This window comes from Rhodobacter capsulatus (assembly GCF_005144475.1).
GTDB classification, from domain to species: domain Bacteria; phylum Pseudomonadota; class Alphaproteobacteria; order Rhodobacterales; family Rhodobacteraceae; genus Rhodobacter; species Rhodobacter capsulatus_C.
In genome coordinates this window covers 85,533-103,710 of record NZ_SWJZ01000017.1, presented here as the reverse complement: position 1 = coordinate 103,710, position 18,178 = coordinate 85,533, and the positions used below count along the sequence as shown (strand labels likewise).

General features: G+C 68.0%; 16 protein-coding genes. 9 read left to right on the top strand and 7 right to left on the bottom strand.

Features of this window, described 5'->3' with window-relative positions:
* The first annotated feature begins 19 nt into the window (after window positions 1-19).
* Complete coding sequence (locus FBT96_RS06080) at window positions 20-265, top strand: hypothetical protein (RefSeq protein ID WP_013067188.1); 246 nt, start codon at window positions 20-22, stop codon at window positions 263-265.
* A gap of 167 nt (window positions 266-432) precedes the next feature.
* Here the strand turns inward: FBT96_RS06080 and FBT96_RS06075 are convergent, their stop codons facing one another.
* The 5 genes from FBT96_RS06075 to FBT96_RS06055 form a co-directional block, all read right to left on the bottom strand.
* On the bottom strand, window positions 433-1,527 hold the full coding sequence (locus FBT96_RS06075; RefSeq protein ID WP_136905434.1) for a polysaccharide pyruvyl transferase family protein: 1,095 nt from the start codon (window positions 1,525-1,527) through the stop codon (window positions 433-435).
* 274 nt (window positions 1,528-1,801) lie between these two features.
* On the bottom strand, window positions 1,802-3,448 hold the full coding sequence (locus FBT96_RS06070; RefSeq protein WP_136905433.1) for an FMN-binding glutamate synthase family protein: 1,647 nt from the start codon (window positions 3,446-3,448) through the stop codon (window positions 1,802-1,804).
* Window positions 3,449-3,565: 117 nt separating this feature from the next.
* A complete protein-coding gene (locus tag FBT96_RS06065; protein ID WP_136905432.1) occupies window positions 3,566-4,984 on the bottom strand; it encodes a PepSY-associated TM helix domain-containing protein in 1,419 nt (472 codons plus the stop codon).
* Between the two features lie 29 nt (window positions 4,985-5,013).
* Entirely contained in the window at window positions 5,014-5,397 is a 384-nt protein-coding gene (locus FBT96_RS06060; protein ID WP_136905431.1) for a hypothetical protein, read from the bottom strand.
* A gap of 32 nt (window positions 5,398-5,429) precedes the next feature.
* Window positions 5,430-6,377: a LysR family transcriptional regulator gene (locus FBT96_RS06055; protein ID WP_136905430.1), complete on the bottom strand. Its 948-nt coding sequence runs from the start codon at window positions 6,375-6,377 to the stop codon at window positions 5,430-5,432.
* Between the two features lie 178 nt (window positions 6,378-6,555).
* On the opposite strand from FBT96_RS06055, the gene FBT96_RS06050 reads away from it, so the two are divergent.
* Genes FBT96_RS06050 through FBT96_RS06035 form a run of 4 tightly spaced genes read left to right on the top strand, consistent with a single transcriptional unit; the run spans window position 6,556 to window position 12,048 of the window.
* Window positions 6,556-7,839: an NAD(P)/FAD-dependent oxidoreductase gene (locus tag FBT96_RS06050; RefSeq protein ID WP_136905429.1), complete on the top strand. Its 1,284-nt coding sequence runs from the start codon at window positions 6,556-6,558 to the stop codon at window positions 7,837-7,839.
* A gap of 3 nt (window positions 7,840-7,842) precedes the next feature.
* On the top strand, window positions 7,843-9,279 hold the full coding sequence (locus FBT96_RS06045) for a hypothetical protein (protein ID WP_169583247.1): 1,437 nt from the start codon (window positions 7,843-7,845) through the stop codon (window positions 9,277-9,279).
* A 17-nt stretch (window positions 9,280-9,296) separates the two neighbouring features.
* On the top strand, window positions 9,297-10,808 hold the full coding sequence (gene amaB, locus FBT96_RS06040) for an L-piperidine-6-carboxylate dehydrogenase (RefSeq protein ID WP_136905427.1): 1,512 nt from the start codon (window positions 9,297-9,299) through the stop codon (window positions 10,806-10,808).
* Window positions 10,809-10,815: 7 nt separating this feature from the next.
* On the top strand, window positions 10,816-12,048 hold the full coding sequence (locus FBT96_RS06035) for a pyridoxal phosphate-dependent aminotransferase (RefSeq protein WP_136905426.1): 1,233 nt from the start codon (window positions 10,816-10,818) through the stop codon (window positions 12,046-12,048).
* Here the strand turns inward: FBT96_RS06035 and aroQ are convergent.
* Together aroQ and FBT96_RS06025 are read right to left on the bottom strand one after the other, a co-directional pair.
* The gene (aroQ, locus tag FBT96_RS06030) at window positions 12,045-12,488 is read right to left on the bottom strand and encodes a type II 3-dehydroquinate dehydratase (protein ID WP_136905425.1); all 444 of its coding nucleotides are present in this window, start codon (window positions 12,486-12,488) and stop codon (window positions 12,045-12,047) included. The two genes, FBT96_RS06035 and aroQ, sit on opposite strands and share 4 nt — an antisense overlap.
* 71 nt (window positions 12,489-12,559) lie before the next feature.
* Entirely contained in the window at window positions 12,560-13,585 is a 1,026-nt protein-coding gene (locus FBT96_RS06025) for an AraC family transcriptional regulator (RefSeq protein ID WP_136905424.1), read from the bottom strand.
* A 130-nt stretch (window positions 13,586-13,715) separates the two neighbouring features.
* Between FBT96_RS06025 and FBT96_RS06020 the strand changes: the two genes are divergently transcribed.
* The 4 genes from FBT96_RS06020 to FBT96_RS06005 are packed head-to-tail and all read left to right on the top strand — an operon-like array spanning window position 13,716 to window position 18,100.
* Window positions 13,716-15,146, top strand: a complete 1,431-nt coding sequence (locus FBT96_RS06020) for an APC family permease (RefSeq protein WP_136905423.1) — start codon at window positions 13,716-13,718, stop codon at window positions 15,144-15,146.
* Window positions 15,147-15,201: 55 nt separating this feature from the next.
* Window positions 15,202-16,341 (top strand): tyramine oxidase subunit B, encoded by a 1,140-nt coding sequence (locus FBT96_RS06015; RefSeq protein WP_136905422.1) that lies wholly within the window; start codon window positions 15,202-15,204, stop codon window positions 16,339-16,341.
* A gap of 43 nt (window positions 16,342-16,384) precedes the next feature.
* The gene (locus FBT96_RS06010) at window positions 16,385-16,804 is read left to right on the top strand and encodes a Rid family hydrolase (protein WP_136905421.1); all 420 of its coding nucleotides are present in this window, start codon (window positions 16,385-16,387) and stop codon (window positions 16,802-16,804) included.
* Window positions 16,805-16,807: 3 nt separating this feature from the next.
* On the top strand, window positions 16,808-18,100 hold the full coding sequence (locus FBT96_RS06005) for an NAD(P)/FAD-dependent oxidoreductase (RefSeq protein WP_136905420.1): 1,293 nt from the start codon (window positions 16,808-16,810) through the stop codon (window positions 18,098-18,100).
* The last annotated feature ends 78 nt before the right edge of the window (window positions 18,101-18,178 follow it).

The following is an 18,178-nucleotide window of genomic DNA, read 5'->3' as shown; positions in this document are numbered from 1 at the left end:
TCAGAACGACCGGACCGACATGCATCTGATCATCGCCACCGAAAGCTTCGCCGACGTGCCCCTGCGCCGCATCCCCGGCGGTTACGAGGCCGTGCTGGCGGGCAAGGCGCTCAAGCGCCTGATCGACGCCACCTTCGAGGGCGCCTCGATCGAAGTCTGGGGCGGCGATCTGAGCGCGCATGGGCTTGACGTGACCGACATCCGCATGGCCGGCGCCACCACCACCGTCACGCTGATGGCGGCGGGTGCGAAGGCGATCCACTGACCGAGATCGGGGGCAGGTGCGCTTGCCCCAGACGTCGAGAAGGCCCAGGCGAAACCTAAACCTCGGGCATAAATCAAGAGCCTGATCGACGAACCTGGCCCCTGTCCGCAAGGACGGGGGCCTTTTCCGTGGCGGGGCGTGCCGCGAAAGGCGGCGCCTTTGCCGGATCAGCGATCCGGCAGGCTGCGCCGGTAGGTCAGGCCATTGGCTTCCAGCAGCTGCGCATAGACGACCCGGTTCTGCTCGCGCCGCTCGACAAAGGCGCCGACCTGCGCGTCGATATCGTCCGGCAATCGGACCGTGGCCTGATCCTCGTTCAGCAGGAGATCCGGATTGCCGGTCGGGATCTTCGCGAAGTCGATCAGCTCGTGGGTGCGCGAGTCATGCGGCAGCAAGGTCGCCCGCACCCCGGAATTGAGCGCGAGGATCGCGCCGTGCAGCCGCGTGCCGATCACCCCGGCGCGCGACTTCAGGAACCCGGACCAGTCGTCGATCGAGGTGAAGACCTTGCCATGGGCGCGCAGATAATCCTGCAGCTCCGTCACGGTGGCTTTGCCGTAAAGCTTGTGCAACCCGGCCTCCTCCACGGCGCTGGCCCAGCCCTCGCCCATGGCGCCGTCGAAAAGGCTGATTTCCAGCCGTTCGGACTGATAGATCATGTCCATTTCCGCCCGGCCGGCGATCGAGAATATCTTCCGGTCCAAAGACCGCGTCCGCAGATAATGCGGCGACATGACATACCGCGTGCCCTGCAGGATCAGATCCTCGCTCGGGGGGGTATCGACGTCTTTCGGCAGGTCCATGTAAAGCGAGGGGCAGCCCGTCACCACGGTATTGTGGCAGCCCAGATGCGCCAGCACCTTGCGGGTGAATTCGCCGCGCACCGAAATATGCTTGCAGCGCTCCGTCAGGATTTTCGTCAGATCGATGGCGCCTTGCGACAGCTTGAGGCTGGACGGATCCGCCCCCGCCGAGGCGGCCTGCGCGCCAAGCCCGATGCAGGTGATCGGAATCTCGATCCTTTTCAGCAGATTGACAAGGCTGCCAAGGGTCTCGCCGCGGTCGATCCAGTTTGCCGCGGGCATGACGACATGATCGTATTCCGCGTTGATCTTGTCCGGATCGAAATTGAAACCGATCCAGGAGATGTCCCCGGCGATATTGCGATAGGTCGCCTCGGTGAACATGTAATTTCCGGTATTGGTCCGGATCGGAGAGCCGGGAACAGGCTTTCGCCGAATGGTGATTGCAGCAATTTTCATAGTTCAGTCCCTGTTTCCCATTCATTCACAGAGGCGCCATCTGAAACCCGGCAAAGGGCCACGGCATTCCCGGATTGCCTTCAGCTCGATCTGAGGGCCTTGCACCAAGCACAATCACAGGATCGGCCCCGGTCCATGCCCTGAGGCTGACCATCGCATGCGGGGGCCTGCCACGGTCCAATCTCTCTGTGTCAGAGCTGACTACCCCATCCCCGCGCGCGCTGTCGACAAAATTCTTGACCGCCCCCCGACCGGCCCGCGCCGTCCCGGCGTCTCACGAGGCGAAGCGGCTTTTCGGCATCCTGAGCGGCTCGAACGTCTCGGCCGAGGCGCGGTTCCAGCGGTCCAGCCAGGCCTGCAGATCGGGGTGGGTCGAGCCGGTCAGCAAGAAGCCCTCGGGCAGATCCTCGAAGACTTCGTTGCCATCCTGAAACGCATTGTCCTTTTCGCGGAACATGAAGTGATAGGGCAGGAATTCGGAGGGATGCGAGAGCCCGGCCGCCCCCACCAGCTCGCCCAGCGCCTTCAGCGTGTTGCGGTGAAACCGCGCGACGCGCTGGGTCTTGTCGGTGACATCTAGCGCCCGCATCCGCCGCGGATCCTGCGTCGCGATGCCCGCGGGGCAGCGGTTCGTATGGCAGGATTGCGCCTGAATGCAGCCGATCGCGAACATGTAGCCGCGCGCCGAATTGCACCAGTCCGCGCCCAGCGCCATCGCCCGCGCGATGTCATAGGCCGAGACGATCTTGCCCGCCGCGCCGATGCGGATGCGGTCCCGCAGCCCGGCGCCGCGCAGCAGGTTGTGCACGAAATGCAGCCCCTCGAGCATCGGCATGCCGACGCGGTTGACGAATTCCAGGGGCGCCGCCCCGGTGCCGCCCTCCTTGCCATCGACGACGATGAAATCGGGCGTCGTGCCGGTTTCCAGCATCGCCTTGACCAGACACATGAATTCGCGCCGATGCCCGATGCAGAGCTTGAACCCCACCGGCTTGCCCCCCGACAACTCGCGCAGCTGCCGGATGAAGGCCATGAATTCCAGGGGCGTCGAAAACGCCGAATGCGCCGCGGGCGACACGCAATCGCGCCCCATCGGGATCCCCCGCGCCTCGGCGATCTCGGGCGAGATCTTGGACGCGGGCAGCATGCCGCCATGGCCGGGCTTGGCGCCCTGGCTCAGCTTGATCTCGATCATCTTGATCTGCGGATCGCGGGCCTGGGCGGCGAATTTCCCGGGCGAGAAGCTGCCGTCGTCGTTGCGGCAGCCGAAATAGCCCGACGCCACCTGATAGACCAGATCGCCGCCGCCCTCGCGGTGGTAGCGGCTGATCCCGCCCTCGCCGGTGTCATGGGCAAAGCCGCCCAGTTTCGCGCCCCGGTTCAGCGCCGAGATCGCATTGGCCGAGAGCGCGCCGAAGCTCATCGCCGAGATGTTGTAGACCGAGGCGTCATAGGGCTGGGCGCAGTCCGGCCCGCCGATGCGGACGCGGAAATCGGTGTCCTTGATGGTTTTCGGCACGATCGAATGCGTCAGCCAGTTGAAGCCCGAGGCATAGACGGATTCGACCGTGCCGAAGGGGCGCTTGTCCTCGACCCCCTTGGCGCGCTGATAGACAAGAACGCGGGTCTGCCGGCTGAAGGGCACCTCGTCCCGGTCGGATTCAAAGAAATACTGCCGGAACTCGGGGCCGACGCTTTCGATCATGTAGCGCAGATGGCCGATCACCGGATAGTTGCGCAAGATCGCGTGGCGGCGCTGGCGCAGGTCGTAAAGCCCAAGCAGGCTCAGCCCCGCCAGGATCACGAAGACGGCCAGCACCCAAAGCTGCGGCACGATCAGCAGCACGATCCCGAAGATCAGCGTCAAGAGCAGCGCCGCCGCGAAGGGGAGGTAACGGATGTTGAGGCGCAAGGGGGGCATGGGTCGGGCTTTCGCTGGCGTGAGGGGCGTTGCCAATTTGAAAGCACGGCGCCGGGCACATGACAAGCACGCGCTGCGATCCTGCCGCCCCGGAAGGCTCCGGGGCGGCAGATCCTGTCAGGACAGGACGCGTTTCAGGCCGGGCAGGTGGCGCAGCACCAGCGCATCGAGCAGCAAGACCGCGAGGATCGCCGCCCCCGCCAGCGGGAAGGCCAGGGCGACGATCGCGGCGACGATCAGCCCGCCTTTCCACAGCGGCCCCTCCGGGGCGCGGGGCGGGGCGGCCAGACGGCCCGCCGCGACCGGGCGGCGCTTCCACCACAACACCGTGCCCGCGACGCAGCTCAGCACGAAGGCGCCGCAGACGGCGAGGTTCAGGACGATGTTCCAAAGCCCCATCTGGCCTTCGTGCAGCGCGATGCCCACCGCCATCGCCTTGCCCATCAACGGGTAATCGGCAAAGCGCACATCGGCGAGGATCTTGCCGGTATACTGGTCGACATGCACGGTGCGGTCGGCGGTCGGGTCCGGGCTGTCATAGCTCATGGAATCGCGCGAGAGCGTCCAGACGCCGGTGCCATCGGCGGGCGCGCTGACCTGCACCCGGGCCGCAAAGCCAAGCGCGCGTGCCCCCGCCATCACCGTCTCGAAGGTGACGGGCGTGCCATGCGGCAAAAGCTGCGCCCCCGCCTGCGAGCCCGAACGCGGCATCGGCGTCAGTTCAAGCGTCCAGGGCACTTCCTCGCGCGCGGTGTGGTTCATCGCGGCATGGGTCTCGTCCGACAGCGGCACCGCCTCCCATTTCGCGGCGGGAAAGCTGGACCAGGGCTGCACCAGCTTGCCGCCCCAGATCCCGGCCCAGGAAAGCCCCGTCAGCAGGAAGAAGACCAGCAGCAGCGAGACCCAGACCCCGGTCGTCAGATGCAGCGATTTCCAGAACTTGCGGCCGCGCGCCCGCAGATCGGGCAGGAACACCGCCCGCCAGGGCGTGCCGTTGCGCGGCCACGACAGATAAAGCCCGCTCACCAGCATCACCATGCCAAGGCTTGCCGCGATCTCGATCAGCGCATCGCCCGGCCCGCCGTTGTCGCCCCAGAGGAGCTCGCCATGCAGGTGCGTCAGCCAGTCGTTCCAGGTGCCCGCCTCGGTCCGGTCGGCCAGCACCGCGCCGCTGTAGGGGTCCACCGCCAGCATCCGCGCCGTGCCCGCATCCTGCACCCGGACGATGGCCGGGGTCCTGGCGTCATGCGGGGCGATGTATTTGTCGGCATGGCTGCCCGGATGGGCGGCCTCGGCCGCCGCCACCTGCGCGCTGACGGATTGTGCCGTGGCCGCGGGCGTGACGGCGAGGCGCTCGCCATATTCGGGCGCGATGGCGGTGAACCAGACCATCAGCGCGCCGCTGATCGCGAGCATCATCAGGAACGGGATGACATAGAGACCGGCGTAGAAATGCCAGCGCCATGCGGTGAAATAGGGGCCGTTGACGCGCGACGGCGTCTCGGAGGCCTGCGCCCCCGGGGAAAGTTTGCTCATGACATGTCCTTCGAGCGAGGTGAGGTTGATCAGCTCAGCCTGGTCGAAGGCGGTCCGGTCGCCGGGGGCAGGCCGGTGACGCGGGCCGTGCGCAGGATCTGCGGCGGCGGGGCAAGGCGGGACAGCCGTCCCGCGGGGATCGGGCGCGGCGCCGCCGCGGCGCGGTCGCAGCCGGTGGCAAGCGCGTGACAGCAGGCCCATTTGCAGCGGCCTTCGCCCGCGCCGGGGGCGAGGGGCTTGTCCGCGGTCATCAGGACGACGGGGCCGTTCCCGGTGCACAGCACCAGCCGCATCGCCGCATCGGCCGCGCGCAGCGGCATCACCGAGGCGGGCAGAAGCGTCGCGCAAAACAGCCCGAAAGCCGCCATCCAAAGGGCGGCCGCGCGCAAGGATCCCGAGACAAACGGCGTCATGCGCGCAGCCTTAACCCTGCCGCGCCGCTGCGTCAATCTGGCGCGGGGCGGGCGGGACGGGCTTGCCGCCGGGCCGCTTCCGCCGCCTCTGCCGCCGCCGCCACGCGGCACAGCCAGTCGCGGAACGCCTGCAGCGGCCGATGCGGCCCCCGCCCGCGCGGGGCGCACAGATAATAGGCCTCGTCCGAGCGCATCCGCGCCTGCAGCGGCACCAGAAGCCGCCCCGAGGCGATCTCGTCCTCGATCAGGAACTCGGGCAAAAGCGCGACGCCCAGCCCCACCATCGCCGCCTGCGCCACGGTGGCGAACTGGTCAAACAGCATCCCGTGCAGCCGCTGCGGCGCCATCCCCGCGCGATCGAAGAACTTTTCCCAGGCATCCGGGCGCGAGGTCAGATGCAGCAGCGGCGCCGCGCGCAGGTCTTCAAGCGTCGCGAACTTCAGCCGCGCCGCCAGATCGGGGGCGCAGGCGGGCACCACATGTTCGCCGCGCAGCCAGGTGCATTCTGCCCCCGGCCAGTCCGGCGCGCCGAAATGGATCGCGGCATCGACGGCCTCGGCGGCGAAATCGAACTGCGTCAGCCGGGTCACAAGGTTCAGCGTGATCCCCGGATGGGCGGCAAGGAAATCGGGCAGCCGCGGCGCCAGCCAGCGCGTGCCGAAGGTGGGCAGGATCGCCAGCGTCAGCGTGCCGCCGCCCGGATTGGCGCGCAGCGTCAGCGAGGCGGTGGAGATCTTCTGCAGCGCCGCCCGGATCTCGCGCGCATAGGCTTCGCCGCCCTGCGTCAGCCGGATCGTCTGGCGTTCGCGGTGGAACAGCTCGGTGCCCAGCTGCGTCTCCAGCGCCCGGATCTGCCGCGACACCGCGCTTTGCGTCAGCGACAGCTCTGCCGCCGCCGCGGTGATGCTTTGCGTGCGCGCGGCGGTCTCGAAGGCCTGCAACAGCGAGATCGAGGGCAGGAAACGGCGCGGGGTCTTCATCTTTCCCTCCGGTGTCGCCCCTTCCTTGCGCGTTCCGCCCGGTGCGACAAGCCTTTTTCGCGTCTGCCCGTCCCTCCGGGTCATTCCGAAACGGAATGACCTGAGACGCATCGCGAATTGGCCTTGGCGCGCAAAACCGGGCAGGAAGGGGCGGGGACGGCCCCCGCAGGAAGGTTTGATGCGCAACGATCCCCGCTCGCATGGTCTTTGGGAAGTCTCGGCGCCGCAAGCGCCGGAGACCGCGCCGCTGTCTGGCGCGGCCGAGGCCGATGTGGTGGTGATCGGCGCGGGCTTCACCGGGCTTTCCGCCGCGCTGCATCTGGCCGAGGCGGGCAAGTCCGTTCTGGTGCTGGAGGCCGCGCAGATCGGCTTTGGCGCCTCGGGGCGCAATGTCGGGCTGGTCAATGCGGGCATGTGGGTGATGCCCGAGGCGATGCCGCAGGCGCTGGGTCCGGTCTGGGGGCCGCGGCTGCTGGAGTTTCTGGGCGCGGCCCCGGCCGAGGTTTTCGCGCTGGTGCGCCGTCACGCGATCGATTGCGAGGCGGTCGCGCATGGCACGCTGCATTGCGCCGTCGGCGCCGCAGGGCTGGCCGAGATCACCGAACGCGCCCGGCAATGGGCGGCGCGGGGCGCCCCGGTCGAGGTGCTGGACGCGGTCGAAACGGCGCGGCGGCTGGGCGGCGGGCGCTATGCGGGGGCGCTGCTGGACCGGCGCGCGGGCACGATCCAGCCGCTGGCCTATGTGCGCGGGCTGGCGCGGGCGGCGCTGGCGGCGGGAGCGCGGATCTGCACCGAAAGCCCGGCGGCAAGCGCCAGGCCGCAGGGCGCGGGCTGGTGCGTCACCACGCCCGAGGGCCGGGTGCAGGCGGCGGCGCTGATCGTCGCCACCGACGCCTATACCGGCGCGCTGTTTGCCGGGCTGCGCCGCGAACAGGTGGCGCTGCCCTATTTCAACATGGCGACGCCGCCCTTGCCCGAAGCGATCCGTGCCGGGATCTTGCCCGGGGGCGAGGGCTGCTGGGACACCCGCGCGGTGCTGTCGTCCTTTCGCATGGATGCGGCGGGGCGGCTGGTCTTCGGCTCGGTCGGGCGGCTGGGGGCGGCGGATCGGGCCATCCACCGCGCCTGGGCCTTGCGGGCGCTGCACCGGATCTTTCCGCAGCTGAGCGGCATCGGCTTTGAAAGCGACTGGTTCGGCCGTATCGGGATGACCGCCGACGCCCTGCCGCGCCTGCATCTGCTGGGGAAAAACGCTTTGGCGATCGCGGGGTACAACGGCCGCGGCATCGCCCCCGGCACTGTCTTCGGCAAGGCTTTGGCCGAACATGTGCTGGGCGCGCGGGCGATCGAGGCGATGCCCTTGCCCGTCCGCCCCGTGACCCCGGCGCCGTTGCGCCTGGCTCACGAGGCCGGATACAGCATCGGCGCGGCGGCGGCGCATCTGCTGGCCGACCGGATCTGAGGAATGACGATGCCCATCCCCCCCCGTTTTCGCCTGCCCTTCGGCGCGCAAACCACGATGGCCGCCGCAGGCGTGCTGGCGCTTGTGCTGCTTTTCAGCCTTGTCGCGGGCCGGATCGGCGGGGCCTGGCTGCCGGGGGCAGGGGGGCTCCTGGCGCTTTCGGCGATCACCGCCATCGTTCTGGCGCTGGTGCGCCTGCCCCGCGTCTCGCGCATCGCGCAGGTGTTTCTGGCGGGCGCCTTTCTGGCCACGCTGACCGTTGCGGTCTTTCTGCCCAAGGCCCTGCCCGCGATGCAGGCGGCGCTGATGCAGGGCACCGCCTTTTCCGCCTTTCTGACCGCGCTCGGGCTGATCCGCGCCCCGGTGCGGCGCTCGCAGCTGATCGCCCGCGCGGCCGAGGGGCTTTTCGCCCATTCCGCCCGCGCCCGGGTCTTTGCCGTGTCGCTTGGCGCGCAGGGGATTTCGGTGCTGTTCAACATCGGCACCATCGGGATGATGTCCGACATCGCGCGCAACCATGATGCGGCGCGCAAGGCGGCGGGCAAGCGCGGCATCGACACGGGCGCGATGACGCTTGCGGCGCTGCGCGGCACGCTGCTGATGACGGTCTGGTCCCCGATCGGGCTTGGCTTTGCCATCGTCACAAGTGCCATCCCGACGCTCGATCCGGTGCGCTTCTTCGGCCTCGCCTTTGGCATTGTCGCCGTCCTGTCGCTGGCCGCCGCGCTGCTGGACGCCGCCGCCACCGCCGTTCCGCAAGGTCCGCGCCCGCACGACCCCGCCCCCGCAGGCGCCGGCCGGGCGCTGGCGCTGGTGCTGGCCGCCATCGCCGGGCTGATCGCGCTGACCCTCGCGGCGCATCGGCTGCTTGATGTCAGTTTCCTGATTGCCGCCTGTCTGGTGCTGCCGCTTCTCGCCGCGCTCTGGCCGCGGCTGGAGCCGGGGCTGCGCGGGGCGGGCCCGGACGGCGCCCTGACCCGGCTTTCCGCCGCCTCCGAGGGGATGGCGACCGAAAGCACGATCTTTCTGGCCGCGGCGGTGATCGGCGCGGCCGTCGCGGCGGCGGCACAGGCGGCGGGGATCGACGCGCTGATCGCGGGCGGTCGGCTGCCCGCGCTTGCGGTGATCCTGGCCTGCCTTGTCGTCATCCCGGCCGTCGGCGCGGTGATGATCCCGCACACCATCGTGATGATCATGGCGGCCAGCCTTTTCGGCGCCGGGCCGGTTGGCGCCGATCACCCCTATGCGCTTGGTCTTGCCCTGCTTTTCGCCTGGGCGCTGGCCATCGCCGCCTCGCCCATCTCGGCGATGTCGATCATCACCGGGCGCGAACTCGGCGTCACGCCGCAGCGCGTCACATTTGCGCTGAACCTGCGCTTCACCCTTGGACTGATGGCCGCCGCGGCGCTGGTCGTCGGCCTTGTTTACAGCTTCGACTGACCCGAAAAGGACGCCCGATGACGCTGCGCGACGAGACCCGGACCCTGCTTTCCCGCCTTGGCGTTCCCGCCTCTGCCCATCTGGGCGGGCCGATGGCCAGTTTCTCGCCGCTGACCGGCGCGCAGATCGGTGCGCTGACGCCCGAGACGCCCAAGACCACCGCCGCCGCGATCGGCCGCGCCGCCACCGCCTTTCGCAGCTGGCGGCTGGTGCCCGCGCCGAAACGCGGTGAACTCGTCCGGCTCTGGGCCGAGGAATTGCGCGCCGCCAAGGCCGATCTGGGCCGTCTCGTCGCGATCGAGGCGGGCAAGACCCTGTCCGAGGGGCTGGGCGAGGTGCAGGAGATGATCGACATCTGCGACTTCGCCGTCGGTCTTTCGCGCCAGCTTTACGGGCTGACCATCGCGACCGAGCGGCCGGGGCATCGGATGATGGAAAGCTGGCACCCGCTGGGCGTCGTCGGCGTGATTTCGGCCTTCAACTTTCCCGTCGCGGTCTGGGCCTGGAACACCGCCCTGGCGCTGGTCTGCGGCAATCCGGTGCTTTGGAAGCCGTCCGAAAAGACGCCGCTGACCGCGCTTGCGGCGCAGGCGGTGCTGACCCATGCGATCACCCGCTTCGGCGCCGCGCCCGAGGGTCTGGCGCAGCTCTTGATCGGCGGGCCGGAGGTCGGCGACGCCCTTGTCGAAAGCCCGAACGTGGCGCTGATTTCCGCCACCGGCTCGACCCGGATGGGGCGGATCGTCGGCCCGAAAGTGGCGGCGCGGTTCGGCCGCTCGATCCTGGAACTGGGCGGCAACAATGCGGGCATCGTCTGCGCCTCGGCCGATCTGGACATGACCCTGCGCGCCGTGGCCTTTGGCGCCATGGGCACGGCGGGGCAGCGCTGCACGACGCTGCGCCGATTGTTCGTGCATGACAGCATCCATGACGCGCTGATGCCCCGGCTGATGCGCGCCTATGCCTCGGTTTCGGTCGGCAACCCGTTGGAAACGCAGGCGCTTGTCGGCCCGCTGATCGACCGCGCCAGCTTTGACGCGATGCAGGCGGCGCTGGATGCCGCCCGCGCCGCGGGGGGCATCGTGCATGGCGGCACCCGCGTCGCTTGCGGCCCTGACACGGCCTATTACGTCCGTCCGGCTTTGGTCGAGATGCAGGCGCAGATCGGCCCGGTGCTGGAGGAAACCTTCGCGCCGATCCTTTATGTGATGCGGTTTTCCAGCCTCGAGGCGGTGATCGAGGACCATAATGCGGTGGCGGCGGGGCTGTCGTCGTCGATCTTCACCCTTGATCTGCGCGAAATGGAGCTGTTCCTTTCGGCTGCGGGGTCGGATTGCGGCATTGCGAACGTCAACATCGGCACCTCGGGCGCCGAGATCGGCGGCGCCTTCGGCGGTGAAAAGGAAACCGGCGGCGGGCGCGAAAGCGGCTCGGACGCCTGGAAGGGCTACATGCGCCGCGCCACCAACACCATCAACTATTCCCGCGAGCTGCCCCTGGCGCAGGGCGTGGTTTTCGACATCGCATGAGGATCGGATGACCTTGCAAGACCAGACCGCCGCCTTCCGCCCCGCCGAACGCATCGCCGCCCTGGGCGTGTCCGAAATCCTGCAGATCGGCGCCAGGGCCGCGGCGATGCAGCGAGCCGGGCGGCCGGTGATCATCCTCGGCGCGGGCGAGCCCGATTTCGACACGCCCGGGCATGTCAAGGATGCCGCCACCGCCGCGATGGCGCGGGGCGAGACGAAATACACCGCGCTGGACGGCACCCCGGCGCTGAAGGCGGCGATCGTGGAAAAGTTCAGGCGCGAGAATGGCTTGGACTACAAAGTTGCGGAAATCACCGTGGCCACCGGGGCCAAGCAGGTGCTTTACAATGCGATGATGGCGACGCTCGATCCGGGCGACGAGGTGATCATCCCGACGCCGTGCTGGACGTCTTACTTCGACATCGTCCGCATCGCGGGCGGCGTGCCGGTCGCCGTGCCCTGCGATGGCGCGCAGGGGTTCCGGCTGCAGCCGCAGGCGCTGGCCGCCGCGATCACGCCGAAGACGCGCTGGGTCATGCTCAATTCGCCCTCGAACCCGACCGGGGCGGCCTATGCGGAGGCGGATTACCGCCCGCTGCTGGACGTGCTTTTGGCCCATCCGCAGGTCTGGCTGCTGGTCGACGACATGTATGAGCACATCTGTTACGAGGGCTTTCGTTTCACCACCCCCGCCGCGCTGGAGCCGCGGCTGAAGGGGCGCATCCTGACGGTGAACGGTGTGTCGAAAGCCTATGCGATGACCGGCTGGCGGATCGGCTATGCGGGCGGGCCGGAACCGCTGATCAAGGCGATGGCGGTGGTGCAGAGCCAGTCAACCTCTTGTCCTTCCTCGATTTCGCAGGCCGCAGCGCTGGCCGCGCTGAGCGGGCCGCAGGATCTGCTGGCCAGCCGCGCCGCCGATTTCCAGCGCCGCCGCGATCTGGTGGTGGCGGGGCTGAACGCGATCCCGGGGATCACCTGCCGCGTGCCGGACGGGGCGTTCTACACCTTTGCCGATTGCGCGGGCCTCATTGGCGCGACCACGCCCGAGGGCGGCACGATCAGCACCGACCGCGATTTCTGCGCCTGGTTGCTGGAAACCGCCGAGGTGGCGATGGTGCCCGGCGCGGCCTTTGGCCTCTCGCCCTATTTCCGCATCTCCTACGCGACCTCGGAGGCCGAGCTGCGCGCGGCTTTGGGCCGGATCACTGCCGCCTGCGCCCGGCTGCGCCCCGCCTAAGCCTTTGAGAGCAGCGAACAGGCCCGGCGCAGGCACAGCTCATAACCCTCGGTGCCGAAGCCCGCCATCACGCCATCGGCGCGGCCCGAGACGTAGCTGTGATGGCGAAAGGGCTCGCGCTTGTGCACGTTCGAGATGTGGCATTCGAACACCAGCCCGTCATAGGCGTTCAGCGCATCGAGGATCGCGACCGAGGTATGGGTGAAGGCGCCCGGGTTGATCACGATGGCGGCGGCCTCGTCGCGGGCGCGGTGGATCGTGTCGATGATCACGCCCTCATGGTTCGACTGGAAGAACTCCACCGTGACACCAAGGCTTTCGGCCAACGCCCGGCAGCGGGCCTCGACATCGGCCAGCGTCTCGGCGCCGTAGATTTCCGGCTGGCGCTTGCCCAGAAGGTTCAGGTTCGGGCCGTTCAGGATGAAGATGGTGTGCGACACGGGCGGTCTCCTGCGATTTGCGCCAAACTAGCCCGCGGCGGGGGCAAGGGCCACCGAAAACCGGCCCGGCGTCATTTCGGGGCGGGGCGGCTTGGGGCCTCGCCGGTCCAGCTGCGCCAGGCCCGCCAGAACACCGTGCCATCGGCGTAGCCAAGCGCCTGGGCCACCGCCTCGACGCCAAGACCGCGTTCGCGCAAGAGCACCTCGGCCCGGCGTTGCCGCTGCTGGCGCAGAAGCCCGCTCAGGCTCTGCCCCTCGGCGGCCAGCCGCCGCTGCAGGCTGCGCGGTGCCATCCGCAGCGCCGCCGCGATCCCCGGCAGATCGATCGGCCGCACGCCGAGATAAAGGTCGATCAGCGCCTCGACCTGGGTGACAAGGCTTTCGGCGCGGCCCGCATCGGCGGTCAGATCCTGCAGATGCCGCTCGATCAGCGCGATCATGTCGGGGTCTTCGGCGCGGTGCACCCGGTCGGCCCCGGCGGCGGAAAGGACGATGGCATTGACGGGCTGCGAATGCCGCACCGGGGCGCGGAACAGCGCCTCTAGCCGCGGTTTCTCGGCGATCGGCGGATGGGTGAAGCGGATTTCCAGCGGCCGCCAGCGCGGATCAAAGGCGCCGCGGATCAGCCGACAGACCGCCGCCAGACTGAATTCCGTATCCTGGCGCGAGGCGATCAGCACCGGCGCCGTCAGCCGGTAGGTGAAGACAAGCTGGTCGTCCTCGGTGGTCAGGCTGGATTGCGTGGCGCTTTGCAGCGCGCCCGACCAGCGCGCAAAGGCGGTCAGCGCGCCGCGGATCGTGCCCGCCTGCACCGCGCGCAGCCCGATCGGTGCCAGATTGCCCGGCCGCATGCCAAAGCCCAAGCGTGCGCCAAAGAGCGGATCCCCCGCCAATTCCGCCGCAGCCTCGAAAATCGAGAGATAACTTTGCAAGGGAATCGCTTCGTAAGGGTCGGCCAGCACCTCGGGCGAGAGTTGTTCGCGGGCAAGCAGAGTTTTCAACTTGCCCGGATCATCGGCAAAGTATTCCAGAATTGGCCCAAAAATCAGGGCCCTGACAGACAGCATTCCGGGCAGCGGGGTGCTGATCGTGGACATTTTTCCTCATTTTCCCCCCTTGGGGGCGCATTGGCGCAAACTATCGGATTTTTGGCGCGTTTTGCAATGGCCGCTCTTGTCCTGCCGCCTGCAGACCGGATTCAAAGAAACCGAAACAGGGATCGGTAAAATGGAAAACCAACCGGGCGCGAACCGCCTGCAGGCCAATTCGATCGGGCTTGCGCATATCATCTTCTTTGTCGTCGCGGCCGCCGCGCCGATGACTGCGGTCGTGGGCGCGACGCCGCCCGCCTTCGCCTTCGGCAATGGCGCGGGGGTGCCGGGCGCCTTCATCCTGGCGGGGATCCTTTACCTGCTGTTTTCCGTCGGCTTCACCGCGATGACCCGGCACATCAGCGGCGCCGGGGCGTTTTACGCCTATATCACCCGCGGTCTGGGCAGCCCCGCGGGCATCGGCGGCGCGCTGACGGCGCTTCTGGCTTATTTCGCCATCCAGATCTCGGTCTTTGCGCTGTTTGCCGTCTTCGTCTCGGGCTTTGCCGCCTCGCTCGGCCTCGATCTGCCCTGGTGGGTCTGGGCCTTTGCGGGGCTGGTCATCGTCGTGGCTCTCGGGCGGCGTCACATCGCGGTCTCGGGGGTGATCCTTGGCCTGTGCATGATCGCGGAGTTGGTGATCCTTCTTGTCCTTGATATCGCGATCCTCGCCCATGGCGGCGGCGAGACCGGCATCTCGGTCTCGGGCTTCCGGCTCTCCGAGGTCTTCGGCCCCGGGCTTGGCGTCACCATGGTCTTCGTTCTGGGCTCTTACGTCGGCTTCGAGGCCACCGCGATCTTCGGCGAGGAAGCCTCGAACCCCGACCGCACCATCCCGCGGGCGACCTATATCGCGGTCATTCTGATCACCGCCTTCTATGCCTTTTCCACCTGGGCCATCGTGCAATATTACGGCCCCGACAAGGCGCAGGCCGCGGCCGCCGCCTCGCTCGAAGGGTTCTATTTCGCCCCGATGCAGGCGCTTTTGGGCGGCTGGGTGGTGAAACTGGCCAATATCCTCCTCATCACCAGCCTGTTTGCCTGCCTTCTGTCCTTCCACAACACGCTCAACCGCTATTTCTACGCGCTGGGGCATGAGGGGCTGCTCTCGTCGCATGTGACGAAAGTGCATGACGATCACGGCTCGCCGCATGTGGCGGGGCTGGTGCAGGCGGCGCTGGTGGCGACGATCCTTGGCCTTTTCGCGCTGATCGGCGCCGACCCTTACGGCGTCGTCTTCTCCTGGATGTCGGCGCTCGCGGTGCTGTCGATCGTCGCGGTGCAGATCATGGTCTCAGTCGCCGTCATCGCCTTCTTCCGCCGCGACAGCTTCGGCCGTTCGCCCCTTGTCACCCTTGTCGCGCCGGTGCTGGCGACGCTGGGCTTGATGACCGCCTTCGGCCTTGTCTGGTCGAACCTCTCGATGCTGACCGGGTCCGAAAGCCCGATCGTGCAGGCCTTCCCGGTGATCGTGGTCTGCGTCGCGGCTTCGGGCTCGGCTCTCGCGCTGCGGATCAAGCGCAGCCAGCCCGAGCTTTACGCCCGCCTTGGCCGCGCCTTCGACTGAGCCTTTCCTGCCCTGTCTTCGGGCAGGGCCAACCTTCCCAAAAGTGAGAAAACCCATGAACGCCGAAACGCGTATCGATTTCATCTACCTGTCCGAACCCGACATGATCAGGGCGGGCGTCACCGACATGGCCGCTTGCGTCGACTGCATGGAGGAGATGTTCGGCCTGCTGCATTCGGGCGATTACCGCATGGCCGGGGCGAACAACGACAGCCACGGCGCGATGGTGATGTTCCCGCCCGAAAGCCCGTTCCCGACGATGCCGAAACCCACCGCGGACCGCCGTTTCATGGCGATGCCCGCCTATCTGGGGGGGCGCTTCTGCACCACCGGCGTCAAATGGTATGGCTCGAACATCGCGAACCGGCAAAAGGGCCTGCCGCGCTCCATCCTGATGTTCACGCTGAACGACACCGAGACCGGGGCGCCCTTGGCGCATATGTCGGCGAACCTGCTTTCGGCCTATCGCACCGGCGCGGTGCCGGGCGTGGGCGCGCGCCATCTTGCCCGGCCGGATGCGAAGATCGTCGGCATCCTGGGGCCCGGCGTGATGGCAAAGACGACTTTGGCCGCCTTCATGGTCGCCTGCCCGGGCATCGACACGCTGAAGGTGAAAGGCCGCGGTGAAAAAAGCCTGCAGACCTTCCTTGCCTGGGTGGCCGAGACCTATCCGCAGATCACCTCGGTCACGGTGGTCGACAGCATCGAAGAGGTCGTGCGCGGCTCGGATCTGGTCAGCTATTGCAACTCGGGCGAGACGGGTGACCCTGCGACCTATCCGATGGTGAAGCGCGACTGGGTGAAGCCCGGCGCCTTCTTGGCGATGCCCGCCGTGTGCAACATCGACGAGGGGATGCAGGCCCCCGACGTGCGCAAGGTGCTTGATAACACGGGGCTTTACGAGGCCTGGTATGAAGAGGTGCCGAAGCCCGCGCACAACACCATCCCCGTCATCGGCGTCAAGTTCATGGACATGCTGGCCGAGGGCAAGCTGACCCATGACGATCTGGAAGACCTTGGCGCCATCGTCGCGGGCGACGCGCCGGGGCGCAAGAATGATCAGGAAATCATCATCATGTCGGTGGGCGGCATGCCGGTCGAGGACGTCGCCTGGGGCACGGTGCTTTACCGCAACGCGCTGGACCGCGGCATCGGCGTCAAGCTGAACCTCTGGGATGAACCCGTCCTGCGCTGACCTTTCGGGGGGGCAAGGCCCCCCCAAACCTTCAGGAAAACCAATGACAAAGATCGTGAAACTGAAATCCGGCGCGGTGCTGGAGGACAAAAGCAGCTATTCCCGCCTTGTCGCCGTGGGCGAGTGGATTTTCGTCTCGAACACCGCCGGGCGCAACCCCGACACGAAGCTGATCCCCGAGGATGTCGCCGCGCAGACCCATCAGGTCTTCGCCAATATCGCCCGCGCGCTTGCCGCGGTCGGCTCGGGGCTGGGCGACGTGATCTCGGCCCGCGTCTTCATTCAGGACCCCGCCGACACGCCCGCGGTGATGGAGATCTTCGCCGAGATCTTCCGCGGCGTCGATCCGGCACTGACCGTCACCTGCCCGCCCTTGGGCTCGAATGTCTACAAGGTCGAGATCGAAGTGACCGCCTTTCGCGGCGCCGCGCAGGGCGCCGAAGTGATCCGGCTGGGGGCGTAAGGGATGGAACCGCTTGCCATTCTGCCGCCCTCCACCGCCGACATCCCGGCGCAAACCACCGTGGTCGTGATCGGCGCGGGCATCGTGGGCCTTTCGGCCGCGCTGACGCTGATCGAGCGCGGCATCCCGGTGACGGTGCTGGAAAAAGGCCGCATCGGCGCCGAACAGTCGGGCCGCAATCTGGGCTGGGTGCGCAAGACCTCGCGCGCGCCCGCCGATGTGCCGCTGGCGCAGGCCGCCGACCGGCTTTGGGCCGAGATGCCCGCGCGGATCGGCGCCGATTGCGGCTATCGCGCGGCGGGGATCCTCTTCGTCACCCGGTCCGAAAAGCAGATGGGGATTTACGAGGATTGGCTGAAGGCCGTCGCCCCCCTCGACCTTGGCGCCAGCCTGCTTGCGCCCAAGGACATAGACCGGCTGGTGCCGGGAGGGCAGGGCGATTGGCTCGGCGGCGTGCACACGCCTTCGGACGGGCGGGCGGAGCCTTCGCTCGCCTGTGCCGCGCTGGCCCGGGCGGTGCTGGCCAAGGGCGGCCAGATCGTCGAGAATTGCGCCGTGCGCAGCCTTGCGACCAGGGGCGGGCAGGTTTCGGGCGTCGTTACCGAACGCGGCGAGATTGCGTGCGAAAAGGTGATCCTGGCGGCGGGTCTCTGGTCGCGGCGGTTTCTGGGCAACCTCGGGATTTTCCTGCCGACACTGCCGCTGATCTGCTCGGTCCTGCGCACAGCGCCGATGCAGGGGCCGTGCGAGACCGCCGTCGGCGGGCCGGATTTTTCCTTCCGCAAGCGTCAGGATGGCGGCTTCACCATCACCCAGCGCGGGCGGCTCGATGCGCCCCTGACGCCCGACCATCTGCGGCTGGGGCTGCGCTACCTGCCGGTCCTGCGGGCGCAGAAAGGCGCGACGCAGGTGGGATTGGGTCGCCCTTTCCTGCATGAACTTCTGTCTGCAAGGCGCTGGAAAGACGATGAAATCACGCCGTTCGAGCGCTGCCGGATCATGGATCCCGACGTCAATCCCGGCCTGAATGCCGAGGCGATGGCGGCGCTGCGCAGGGCCTGGCCCGTCTTCGATCAGGCCCGCATCGCCGCGAGCTGGGCGGGGATGATCGACGTCACCCCCGACAGCGATCCGGTGATCGACACGGTCGCCGCGCGGCCCGGGCTGATCCTGGCCACCGGCTTTTCCGGCCATGGCTTCGGTACCGGCCCGGCGGCGGGGCAACTGGCGGCCGATCTGGCCACGGATCACGCGCCGATCGTCGATCCCGCGCCCTATCGGCTGGCGCGGTTCTGACCCCGGGGGGCCGTGAAAACCGCTGGCCAAACGCCGGATTTCATGGTCCCCTGCATGTATCGGAAACCTTGGGAGGGG